This is a genomic window from Mesorhizobium sp. Mes31 (assembly GCF_024519675.1).
GTDB lineage: Bacteria > Pseudomonadota > Alphaproteobacteria > Rhizobiales > Rhizobiaceae > Mesorhizobium.
This window is the reverse complement of the sequence record NZ_JALJRL010000005.1, coordinates 66477-77672: the sequence shown is the minus strand read 5'-3', so window position 1 is coordinate 77672 and position 11196 is coordinate 66477. Positions and strand designations below refer to the sequence as shown.

The 11196-nt window shown below is 62.0% G+C and carries 10 protein-coding genes; 7 read left to right on the top strand and 3 right to left on the bottom strand.

The window, feature by feature from the left end; translation table 11 throughout:
* The first annotated feature begins 56 nt into the window (after positions 1-56).
* A complete protein-coding gene (locus tag NR193_RS10305; RefSeq protein ID WP_256750752.1) occupies positions 57-1247 on the top strand; it encodes a hypothetical protein in 1191 nt (396 codons plus the stop codon).
* Between the two features lie 118 nt (positions 1248-1365).
* Here NR193_RS10305 and aspS read toward each other — a convergent pair whose 3' ends face one another.
* A complete protein-coding gene (gene aspS, locus NR193_RS10300) occupies positions 1366-3156 on the bottom strand; it encodes an aspartate--tRNA ligase (RefSeq protein WP_256751022.1) in 1791 nt (596 codons plus the stop codon).
* Between the two features lie 198 nt (positions 3157-3354).
* Here aspS and NR193_RS10295 point away from each other — a divergent pair, with 198 nt between their 5' ends.
* Complete coding sequence (locus tag NR193_RS10295) at positions 3355-4599, top strand: MFS transporter (RefSeq protein WP_256750751.1); 1245 nt, start codon at positions 3355-3357, stop codon at positions 4597-4599.
* A 76-nt stretch (positions 4600-4675) separates the two neighbouring features.
* A complete protein-coding gene (rnd, locus tag NR193_RS10290; RefSeq protein WP_091577521.1) occupies positions 4676-5827 on the top strand; it encodes a ribonuclease D in 1152 nt (383 codons plus the stop codon).
* Between the two features lie 36 nt (positions 5828-5863).
* Here the strand turns inward: rnd and NR193_RS10285 are convergent, their stop codons facing one another.
* Positions 5864-6283, bottom strand: a complete 420-nt coding sequence (locus NR193_RS10285) for an MAPEG family protein (protein WP_256750750.1) — start codon at positions 6281-6283, stop codon at positions 5864-5866.
* 29 nt (positions 6284-6312) lie between these two features.
* Positions 6313-6861, bottom strand: a complete 549-nt coding sequence (locus NR193_RS10280) for a hypothetical protein (protein ID WP_256751021.1) — start codon at positions 6859-6861, stop codon at positions 6313-6315.
* A gap of 236 nt (positions 6862-7097) precedes the next feature.
* Here NR193_RS10280 and NR193_RS10275 point away from each other — a divergent pair, with 236 nt between their 5' ends.
* The 4 genes from NR193_RS10275 (at position 7098) to NR193_RS10260 (ending at position 10555) form a co-directional block, all read left to right on the top strand.
* On the top strand, positions 7098-8339 hold the full coding sequence (locus NR193_RS10275; protein ID WP_256750749.1) for a site-specific integrase: 1242 nt from the start codon (positions 7098-7100) through the stop codon (positions 8337-8339).
* Positions 8340-9146: a hypothetical protein gene (locus tag NR193_RS10270; RefSeq protein ID WP_256750748.1), complete on the top strand. Its 807-nt coding sequence runs from the start codon at positions 8340-8342 to the stop codon at positions 9144-9146.
* A gap of 454 nt (positions 9147-9600) precedes the next feature.
* Positions 9601-9816: a hypothetical protein gene (locus NR193_RS10265; RefSeq protein ID WP_256750747.1), complete on the top strand. Its 216-nt coding sequence runs from the start codon at positions 9601-9603 to the stop codon at positions 9814-9816.
* A gap of 211 nt (positions 9817-10027) precedes the next feature.
* Positions 10028-10555, top strand: coding sequence for a hypothetical protein (locus NR193_RS10260; protein ID WP_256750746.1), 528 nt, complete (start codon positions 10028-10030; stop codon positions 10553-10555).
* Positions 10556-11196 lie beyond the last annotated feature (641 nt).

Genomic DNA, 11196 nt, shown 5'->3' with positions numbered 1-11196 from the left:
GGTGATGGCGCAAAGAATTGAAAAAACAATTTCAGGACACTCTCAGGGAACTCGCGATGACAATCAAACGCTCGACTCTCCAGAAACTCGCTTTTTCGACCTTTTTGCTCACGCTGCCGCTGAACGCGGCCCTCGCACAGGATACGGCGGTCGCCGACCGGCTGAAGGCAGCACTTGCCGCCCAGGGTGTGGACGTCTCCTGGACCGGCGTAACCGGTGACAACACCAGCATGGTGCTGCAGGGCGTCTCGGTCAAACCGGCGGCCGAAAAGGAAGCTCTTGTCATCGGCGACGTCAAACTCGAAGGCGTCACCGCGGCAAACGGCGGCTATGACATCGCGACTGTCTCGACGTCGGCGTTCGAGCACAGCAAGGATGGCGTCACTCTCAATCTCAGCCCCTTCGTCATCCATGACATGACGGTTCCGGCCGACGGCGCCACCGGCCCGCTGGGTTCGCTGATGATGTACAAGTCCGCCGAACTCTCGAACATGACGGTCAAGGTCGCCGACAAGACCGCCTTTTCGATGGATGGGCTCGCCATCGAGATCACACCGCCGGCCGACGGCAAGGCGATGGAATTCACCGGCACGACGGAGAAGTTCAACGCCGACCTGACGCTGGTCGACGACCCCAAATCCAAGGAAGTCATCGACGCGCTCGGCTACCAGAACATCGCGGGCAATTTCGAGATGGCCGGCACCTGGCAGCCGGCTGACGGCAAGATGGAACTGTCGAAATACGACATTTCCGTCGAGAACGCCGGCACGCTCGGCATGACCTTCGATCTCGGCGGCTACACGATGGACTTCATCAAGTCGCTGCAGGAGATGCAGAAGAAGATGGCGGCGCAGCCCGAAGGCGCCGACAATTCGGCGCAAGGCATGGCCATGCTCGGCCTGCTGCAGCAGCTTTCGTTCAACAGCGCCTCGATCCGCTTCGACGATGATTCTTTGACCAACAAGGTGCTGGAGTATGTCGGCAAGCAGCAAGGCATGTCCGGCAAGGACATCGCCAACCAGGCCAAGGCGATCGTGCCGTTCGGCATGGCGCAGCTCAACAACCCGGAACTGACAGCGCAAGTGACGGCCGCGGTCAGCAAATATCTCGACGATCCGAAGAGCCTCGAAGTTTCGGCCGAGCCGCCGGCATCGGTGCCGTTCGCGCTGATCATGGCGGGCGCCATGTCCAACCCGCTCGACCTGCCGAAGACGCTCGGCGTGTCGGTCAAGGCCAACGAAGACTGATCGAAGCGACCTCGACATGCGCAAAAGCCCGGCAGCAATGCCGGGCTTTTTTTTATGGATTAGCGAATCGAAAGAATCGGTTCGGGTTGTTTTTTAAAACGTCGCCCGAAGCTCGCGATCATGCGTCCTTCTTGGTCACCGCAACGCGCAGCGCCAGTTCGCGAAGCTGCTGGGGGCTCGCTTCCGAAGGGGCGTTCATCAACAGGTCGTAGGCCTGCTGGTTCATCGGGAACATGGTGATCTCACGCAGATTCTTGGCGCCTACCAGCAGCATGACGACGCGGTCGACGCCGGCTGCCATGCCGCCATGCGGTGGCGCGCCATACTGGAAGGCACGGTAGAGGCCGCCAAAGCGCTCCTCGACCGTGGCGCGGTCGAGCCCGACCGTCTCGAACGCCTTGACCATGGTTTCGGGCAGATGGTTTCGAATGCCGCCGCTGGCGATCTCGAACCCGTTGCAGACCATATCGTACTGGAAGGCCTTGATGCCGAGCAGGTCCTCGCCGTTCAGCGCATCGATGCCGCCCTGCGGCATCGAGAACGGGTTGTGGGCGAAGTCGATCTTCTTCTCCTCCTCGTTCCATTCGAAGAAGGGGAAGTCGACGATCCAGCACAGCTCGAAGCGCTCGCGGTCGACAAGGTTCAGTTCCTCGCCAGCGCGTGTGCGCGCCGCACCGGCAAACGAGACGAACTTCTTCGGGTCGCCGGCGACGAAGAAGGCGGCGTCGCCATCGGCAAGGCCGAGCTGTTGGCGGATCGCCTCGGTGCGCTCCTCACCGATGTTCTTGGCGAGCGGACCGGCGCCTTCGAGCTTGTCGCCCTCCTTGCGCCAGAAGATATAACCCAGTCCCGGCTGGCCTTCGCCCTGCGCCCAGGAGTTCATGCGGTCGCAGAAGGCACGGCTGCCGCCGGTCTTTGCCGGAATGCCCCACACCTCGGCCTTCTGGTCGTTGGCGAGGATATTGGCGAACACCTTGAAGCCGGAATCGCGGAAGTGATCGGAGACAGCCTGCATCTCGATCGGGTTGCGCAGGTCTGGCTTGTCGGAGCCGTATTTGCGCATGGCGACATCATAGGGAATGCGCTGGAATTTCTGCGTCACCGGCTTGCCGTTGGCGAAAGTCTCGAACACGCCCCGCATCACCGGTTCCATGGTCGAAAGCACGTCGTCCTGCTCGACGAAACTCATTTCAAGGTCGAGCTGGTAGAACTCGCCGGGCAGGCGGTCGGCGCGCGGGTCTTCATCGCGGAAGCAGGGCGCGATCTGGAAATAGCGGTCGAAGCCCGACACCATGATCAGCTGCTTGTACTGCTGCGGCGCCTGCGGCAGCGCGTAGAAGGTGCCGGGATGGATGCGCGACGGCACCAGGAAGTCGCGCGCCCCTTCCGGCGACGAGGCGGTTAGGATCGGCGTCGAGAATTCGGTGAAGCCGACCTCACCCATCCGCCTGCGCATCTCGGCGATGATCTTGGTCCGCGCCACGATGTTCTTGTGCAACGTGTCGCGGCGCAGGTCGAGGAAGCGATACTTCAGGCGGATATCCTCGGGATAGTCCGGCTCGCCGAACACCGGCAGCGGCAATTCCTTGGCCGCCGACAGGACCTCGATCTCGCGGGCGAAAATCTCGATCTCGCCGGTCGGCAGGTTGGCGTTCGTGGTCTCTGGCAAGCGCGCCTTGACCTCGCCGTCGACGCGGATAACCCATTCGCCGCGCACGGTCTCGGCGACCTTGAAGGCCGGCGAATCCGGATCGGCGACGATCTGGGTCAGGCCGTAGTGGTCGCGCAGGTCGATGAAGAGCAGGCCACCATGATCTCGCACGCGATGCACCCAGCCCGACAGGCGAACGGTCGAGCCGACGTCGCTCTTTCTCAACTGGGCACAGGTATGGCTGCGGTAGCGGTGCATTGTCATTGGTAAAAGTCCGGGGTGCTGGGTTGCGGGCCAAAGCGTCAAAGCCCGGCCCAAAATTTGCGCGAAAAGCGCATGGGAGGCTGGATTTGTCAAGGCAAGCGAGGCTGGCGGCAGAGGTCTTGCCGGGAATTGCTGCTGGCATTGGCCAAGGTGATGGTCCAAGAAGGATCACCAACACGTGATCACCCCTTCATGTCCTCCATCCGCCCGCTGCTCCCGCTCCTTCTCGCTGCCGGCATCCTGCTCGGCGGCAATGGGCTGCAGAGCACGCTGATCGCACTGCGCGGCGCGCAGGAGGGGTTTTCCGCCTCCGCCATCGGCCTGATGGGGACCTTTTACTTCGCCGGCTTCCTGCTCGGCTGCCTGGCCATCACACGCATCATGAAGGCGGTCGGCCATATCAGGGCGTTTTCAGCGCTGGCCGCGATCGCCTCGGTCGGCACCTTGCTGCTGGTGCTGGTCCTCGATCCGGTGATGTGGTGCGCGGTCCGCTTTGTCGGCGGCTTCTGTTTCGCCGGGCTCTTCACCATCGTCGAAAGCTGGCTGAATTCAGGCGTCGCCAACAAGGATCGCGCCCGCGTGCTGGCGATCTACCGGATGGTCGACACCGGCTCCGTGACCGGCGCCCAGTTCCTGATTCCCGTTTTCGGCGCCGGCGGCTTCACCATCTTCGCCATCATGTCGATCATGATCACGCTCTCGCTGGTGCCGGTCTCGCTCGGCGACCGCTCCAACCCGACACCGCCCGAGGACGTCAAGCTCGACCTGGCGCGCGTCTGGCGGATTTCGCCGCTCGGCTGCTTCGGCTGCATCGCCGTCGGCGTCACCAACAGCGCCTTTCGCACCCTGTCCCCTGTCTATGCCGAGCAGATCGGCATGTCGGTCGCCGATGTCGTCACCTTCGTCAGCGTCGGTATCTTTGGCGGCGCCATCATCCAGTATCCTCTCGGCTACCTCTCCGACCGCTGGGATCGGCGCCGGGTGCTGTTGATAACGACCTGCTGCGCGATGCTGGCAGCACTGGCGCTGGTGTTCATCGCCGGCAGCAATCCGGCGCTTAACTTCGTCATCATCTTCATCTTCGGCTGTTTCGCCATGCCGCTCTATTCACTGTCGGCGGCACATTCCAACGACCGCGCCGACACGGGCGAGTTCGTGCTGATCAACGCGGCGCTGATGCTGTTCTACTCCTTCGGCGCCATTGGCGGGCCGTTCGCCGCCTCGACGGCGATGCAGTATTTCGGGCCGAGCGCGCTGTTCGTGTTCAGCGCCCTGGTCTACGCGATCTTCATCGCCGTCATTCTCTACCGGATGCAGGCCCGGTCGGGCGTACCGGCGGGCAAGCGGGGTCGCTTCACCGCGCTTTTGCGCACCTCGACGGTTTTCGCGCGACTGGCGAGAAGAAACAGCGACCCGGACGGTCCGGTGGGGTCGTAACGACGGTGCCGGCGCTTGACGAAAGCCTTGCCGGCTGAAATTGAAGAAGGCCCTACTCTTTGCCAAAAGCGATTTGATGCACGTCATCACCACCCAGAAAGAACTCGAGACCGTTCTCGCCGCTTTCGAAAAGTCGGATTTCGTCACCGTCGACACCGAATTCATTCGCGAAACGACCTTTTGGCCGATCCTGTGCCTGATCCAGATGGCCGCACCTGGCGTGACGGCGCTGATCGACCCGCTGTCGCCAGACATCGACCTCGCGCCGTTCTTCAAGCTGATGGCCAACGAGGCGGTGGTCAAAGTCTTCCATGCCGCGCGGCAGGACATCGAAATCATCGTCCACCTAGGGGACCTCGTCCCGCATCCGGTGTTCGACACGCAAGTGGCGGCGATGGTCTGCGGCTTTGGCGACAGTGTTTCCTACGACCAGCTCGTGCAGCGGATCACCGGCGCGCGGCTCGACAAGTCATCGCGCTTCACCGACTGGCGCCACCGGCCGCTTTCCGACAAGCAGCTCGACTATGCGCTGGCCGACGTCACTCATCTGATCGAGGTCTATCAGCACCTCAGTGCCGAGCTGGCGCGGGAAGACCGCGCCCACTGGCTGAACGAGGAAATGGATGTCCTGACCTCGCGCGAGACCTACGATCCGCACCCCGAGGATGCCTGGAAGCGGCTGAAGATGCGGCTGCGCAAGCCGCAGGAACTGGCGATTGTGCAAACCGTGGCCGCATGGCGCGAGCGCGAGGCGCGCGAACGCGACGTGCCGCGCGGCCGCGTGCTCAAGGACGACGCCATCTACGAGGTGGCGCAGCAGGCGCCGCGCGACGCGGCAGCCCTTGGCAAGCTGCGCACGACACCGAAGGGCTGGGAGCGCTCCTCGACGGCAACGGCACTGCTAGGCGCGGTCAACACCGCCCTCGCCCTGCCCAAGGAGCAGATGCCGAAACTGCCAAAGAACTTCCAGCCCCCCGAGGGCTCGAGCGCGGCGGCGGAACTCTTGAAAGTCCTGCTCCGGATCGTCGCCGAAAAGGAGGGCGTGGCCTCGAAGGTGCTGGCCTCCAGCGACGACATCGATCGCATCGCGGCCGAAGGAGAAGCCGCCGACGTACCAGCCCTGCAGGGCTGGCGGCGCGCCGTATTCGGCGAGGCGGCGCTGAAGCTGGTGCGCGGCGAGATCGGCATCAAGTTCGACAACCGCAAGATCGCGGTGTTCGACCTCTAGGTTTGCGAAGCTACCCTCCCACGAGGGGGTAACTGCTCACACGGCCCCGAGCAGGTGAAGCGCGAACCATATCCAGGCGACCAAGAGAATCACCGCCCCGACGAAGAAAGACCGGCTGCGCAGGAGCAGATTGTTGCTGGTCAGGTGAACCCAGGCATGAAAATAGCGCGACGCGACAAAGATCCACATCAGGGCCAGGGTCAGATAGTTGACGCCATTGGTCAGATGCAGCACCAGGCACAGCACGTAGAAAAGCACCGGCAGTTCGAACTGGTTGATCAAATTGTTGGCAACGGTGACGCTGGATGACGGCTCCGTCGAGCGCACCTTGTACTGGCCGACCTTGGCCTCGCCTGACTTGACGGCGACATACCTGCGCCGGCCCATGACGCCGTAGACAATGTAGATCAGCAGCACATGCGCCAGAAGAGGCCAGAAGATCGTGGTCTGGTTCATGGAACCTCCTGCCCTGATGCCGGATCAGGTCAATGTTGCTTCTGTGCCACCAGCCAGAAAACGGCGATGACGATGACCGGGATGGCGAGAAGCGCGAATTTGGTGACGATTAGCGCCGAGGCGAAAGACAGCGAATCCGGGTTGGCCGAGAGGAAATCCGACAGAAGGCTGGCCACCGCGATGTTCTGGGCATAGTCGGCAAGCGTGTAGGGCAGCACCAGCACCAGCGCGAAAATCGACTGTATCTGCCCCGGCAACACGCGAAAGTTCTTCAGGCGCCGGCCAGTGGCGAGGACCAGGCTGACCAGCGTCATCGACAACAGCGCCGGGAACAAGAGATCGAAGGTCAGGTAGTGCCAGACGAGAATGATCTCGCCACCGCGCCGGCCGAGCGACGTCAGCCAGGCCATGCCTTCGTCCGGCGTGAAACCGAGAAAGCGCGTATCGAGTGACGGCAGGCCGCCGCTCAACTGGCGGAAGTAGAGGAATTCCAGTGCCGTCATGGCGATGAAAATCGCCGCCGACAGGAAACAGAGCGCGGCCGCGTGGCGTGGAAGCCGCAGGATCGTCGCTGTCAGGCTTCGCCCAAACCCGTACGGATCAGACTCCGCCGGGATAGTTCGGGCTTTCGCGCCATCCGCCTGGCTCAACACCTTGCCGTGCAAGGGATTCTCGCCCTTTCTCTTATAAGCCATTGATTTCATGTGTGCCGCAGCCTTGCCGATGGTTTCTACTCTTTACCTTTGACATGCCACAATTTACCATTGCTTGCGCTGACACAACGCTGACACGGCTTCGAACAGGAGCACCGAAAATGGCAGAACAGCTCGGTTCCGACAAAGAGATAGCGAAATTACCGAGTCCCGGGAAGGGCCAGCGCCTTTTCTGGGACGGCGATGTGCCTGGATTCGGTGTTCGCGTTACCTCCGGCGGCGCTCGCAGTTTCATCTTCAACTATCGCGTGCGCGGCTCAGGTAAAGAGCGACGCTACACAATTGGGTCGGCTGGCGACTGGAAAGTCAGCGTAGCTCGGCAGGAGGCGAAGCGGCTTCGGAAGGTTGTCGACCTCGGCGGCGATCCGATGGGCGAGATCGAGGAGGCACGCCGCCAAGCTGAGGACGAGAAGAAGCGCAGCAAGACGGTCAGCGACCTGTGCGACGACTTCGAGGCGAACCACCTGCCCGCGCTGCGCCCGGCGAGCCGAAAATTCTACAGACTCGCGATGAAGAACCATATCCGGCCTGCCCTCGGCAAAAAGCGGATCGAGGACGTCGAACGGGCCGACGTCGAGAAGCTTTTCAAGAAATTGACCGACCTTGGTTGGCGCCATCAGGCCAATCAGTGCGTCACGCTGATTTCCACGTTGTTCAGCTACGCCAAGCACCCCGATCGCCGGTGGTACATGGGCGAGAACCCAGCCGCGGGCGTGAAGAAATTCAGCCTCGCAGGCAGGGAGCGCTACCTCACGCCGGCCGAGACGAAACGGTTGGCCAAGGCCATCGACGCACTCCATGACAAGCAGGCTGCAGCGATCATGCGGGTGCTGCTGCTAACCGGTGCCCGTATCGGCGAGACCTGCCGCATGCGCTGGGAGCAGATCGATTTTCGACGAGCGGTCTGGTCTAAGCCGGCCGCCACCACGAAGCAAAAGAAGATCCACCGTCTCCCCATCACCGCCCCGGTCCTGGAGGTCCTGTCGAAGATCCAGAAGGAACAGGATCCCGCCTCGGCGTGGGTGTTTCCTGGCCGGAGCAAGGAAGGCTTTCGCAATGACATTCGCACAGCCTGGGAAGCGGCGCTGGCGGCAGCGGAGATAAAGAGCCTGCGAGTCCACGACCTGCGGCACAGCTTCGCCAGCACCCTGGTGGGGAGCGGCTATTCACTGCCGATGATCGGGGCCGCGCTGGGGCACAGCAACCACTCGACCACCATGCGATACGCCCATCTCGCCGACGACCCGCTTCGCGAGGCGATGACGCGGGCAGCGGATTTGATCGAGGCCGCAAGCACGAGCGAAGGCGCCGAAATCCTGCAGATGCCCGATCGGCGGGCGTGAATGAATGACCTCAGCACTCGCTATCGCCTGGCGGCTCGGGATCATTTCAGCAAAGCCGAGGCCCTTCTCGCGACGAACGACGACGACGTCATTCGTTATGCCGCGCTGGAGCTCCGATTGACTATCGAATCGCTCTGCTATGGTCTCCTGGTGGCCTATCGCAACGAGATTCCGAGATCCGGCCTTCGCCACTGGACACCGAAGCAGGTCCTGAACGAGTTGTTGCAGGCAGATCCTCGAGCCACGAGCGATGTCGGAATACGGTCGGCTCGGGAAGATGGCGGTCCGCTGCGCTTCAAGCCGATGGGGACCGAGCGGCGGTTCTCGGTTCGATGGGCCAACAAGGCCCACAGCGCGCTCAGCAACGGCGCACTGCATGTTCCGTCGGTACAGCAAACGATCGATGGCGCCGGGTTCTCATCGACCAAACTGCGCGAGACCTGCAACGATGTTGCCTCGAAGCTGAAAGAGGTGATCGCGTCGCCGATATGGCACGTCAACATGGGGCAGTTTTACTTCTTCGCGTGCGACTGCGGCTTCGAGATCAAGCGCCGGACCGCCTCGGTCAAACCCGGCGATCGCCTCATCTGCGGCGACTGCGGCCGCACGTATGACGTGCTCAGCGTCGGCGATACGATCCACGTCGAAAACTCGACGGTGCGCTGGGAGTGCACCGGCTGCAACGAGACGAGGGCGTTCGATGAATTCGAGCTCGTCGACCACGTGGCGACCACCTGCCCGAAGTGCGGCCACCAGGCCGAGTTCCAAAAGCGGTGGGTCGTCATCGATGCGGTCGGATCCGGCTGACAGGTCGCGCGCGCGCACGCCCGTGAGTGTCCAACGTGTCCAACGTGGCTCCAGATAATCCATTATTTTCCGCGCTGAAAGCGTTTCACCTTCATTTTCAAATGCATCGCCGCAGTTCGACAGGCTGCGTCAGCACCAGGTCAGCGAATCGTCGCAACTCGCGTGTGTGAGTGTGCAAATTGTGCAAGTTGCTTTTGGGCGGTGCTTTGGGGATATCGCCGTCCGGCCCTGTGAATAACTTGCCAATGCCTACCTTGTTTTTTCCGCATATTTGAACGAAGTTAGCTGCATCGAACAGGAGCGTTTCGGCTCCTCGACGCTGTCCTGCAGACGAGAGCCGACTGAGACCCGCAAGGGCGGTCCGCGACCCGATGGTTCAGAGAACTTTTCCCGTTCATCTGCGCCAGCCGGTTTGCTTTGCATGCCCGCTTGGCGCTCGAAAAGGAGCTCCCAAGTGGACCACAGCATATTCGATGAATGGCCGACCGAGGGCGAGTTCGCGAAGGCCAACGGCCTGACGAAGCGTCAGGTCGCGCGGATGCGCTCGAAGGCAGACGGCCTCCCGTTCGCCAAGCGCGGTCGAGAGATCATCATCCATACGCCGACCGCACGCGCCTGGCTGTTGAAGCGCCTGATCACCCCGAACCCCACACGCGGAGCGCGGAGGTGATCGCGGTCGACCTCCCCACAGGCGGCTCGACTGGACTCAGCCACGTGCACACAGCGGCCATCGACGAAGCAGTCGCGTTCCTGCTCGCGGTGTCGCCGGTCGAGCGCCCACGACCATTGATGCCGGCGCTCCGGGAGATGTTTGGGCTGACTGCGATGCAGTGCTGCGACGCAATCCGCGAGAGCCATAGACCGGCCGGTGGCGCGCCACGATGAGCGAACGCGAGTTCAACAAAGTCTCGCCGGCCATATGGCGATCGAGGCGCTTCACCGGGCTCACAGAAAGAGAGAAATTCCTTTTTCTGTACCTGGTCACCAATGCGCACGTCACGAGCGGTGGCTGCTATGAACTCCCTGACGGCTACGCCTGCGTCGACCTGGATTGGCAACTCGGCGAGTATCGCGAGGCCCGCGCCGCGCTGGTCACAGCAGGGCTTGTCGATGTCGATGACGGTCCACCCGTGATCGTGCTGATCGAGCGATGGTTCAAGCACAACCCACCGATGAATGACGATCACGCGAAAGGCGCGCAGCGCCGCCTAAAGGAGATCGGCAGCCAACGACTCCAGGAAAAGGCCCTCGCAGCGTTCTATGCAGCCGACGTCGAGCGGGTGAAGCGCTCGATGGAGAAGGCTGCAGAACGAGACAAAAGGGCGGAGGACCGTGCGCGGAGGGCAATGACGGCCGGCACGAATGGATACGGGGGTCCCGCCCATCGTGGTTCACCTCACCGTGCATAGACCGTCACAACACAGTGTCGTGCCAGTGTCCACACAGTGCCTAGGCACCGTGTGCAGAGGGTGGCCACACACCAAGACCCATACCGATACCAAACCAAGACCTTCGCGCGAGAAGCCCGGAACGCGACGCAGGACGCTTTGAAGAAGAGAAATCCGAATGCCTCGCACGAGAAAATCGAAAAAAGAGCCCGGTACAGGCGTTTTTCGATCCTGGGTCTTCCCGCCACACCGGACAACCCCTCCTCGCATGTCCTAGCCCTGCTCCCGCAGCGAATTGACGGCATTCGAGGGCCTGCATCTACCTCCGTCGAAGGCATCGAACTCGCTCTCGAGCCAGAAGCGCCGGCGACCTCCCAGTTTCGGCCGCGGAAAGCCGAGGCCGTGATTCAGCAGCCATCGGTCCAGCGAGGTGTAGGATATCCCGTAGCGGCTGCAGACCGCCGCCGTGTCGAACTCGCGCCTTAGTTTCGTGACCTAGGACACCTACCCCCTCCACGCGAAACCGTTCCTGCCAAGAACGGTTAAGTGGTAGCACATTCTCTACAAAACTGTGCTCATGACCGAACAAGTCCTCACACGCCATGGATTCCAGACGGTATACACGCTTGAAAAAAGGAATTGGGCCATGAAGCGAGATACAG

Coding starts and splice junctions, on each gene's coding strand:
- NR193_RS10305 (WP_256750752.1), top strand. CDS start 57: ATGACAATCAAACGCTCGACTCTCCAGAAACTCGCTTTTTCGACCTTT.
- NR193_RS10285 (WP_256750750.1), bottom strand. CDS start 6,283: ATGAACCAGACCACGATCTTCTGGCCTCTTCTGGCGCATGTGCTGCTG.
- rnd (WP_091577521.1), top strand. CDS start 4,676: ATGCACGTCATCACCACCCAGAAAGAACTCGAGACCGTTCTCGCCGCT.
- NR193_RS10275 (WP_256750749.1), top strand. CDS start 7,098: ATGGCAGAACAGCTCGGTTCCGACAAAGAGATAGCGAAATTACCGAGT.
- NR193_RS10295 (WP_256750751.1), top strand. CDS start 3,355: ATGTCCTCCATCCGCCCGCTGCTCCCGCTCCTTCTCGCTGCCGGCATC.
- NR193_RS10260 (WP_256750746.1), top strand. CDS start 10,028: ATGAGCGAACGCGAGTTCAACAAAGTCTCGCCGGCCATATGGCGATCG.
- NR193_RS10270 (WP_256750748.1), top strand. CDS start 8,340: ATGAATGACCTCAGCACTCGCTATCGCCTGGCGGCTCGGGATCATTTC.
- aspS (WP_256751022.1), bottom strand. CDS start 3,156: ATGCACCGCTACCGCAGCCATACCTGTGCCCAGTTGAGAAAGAGCGAC.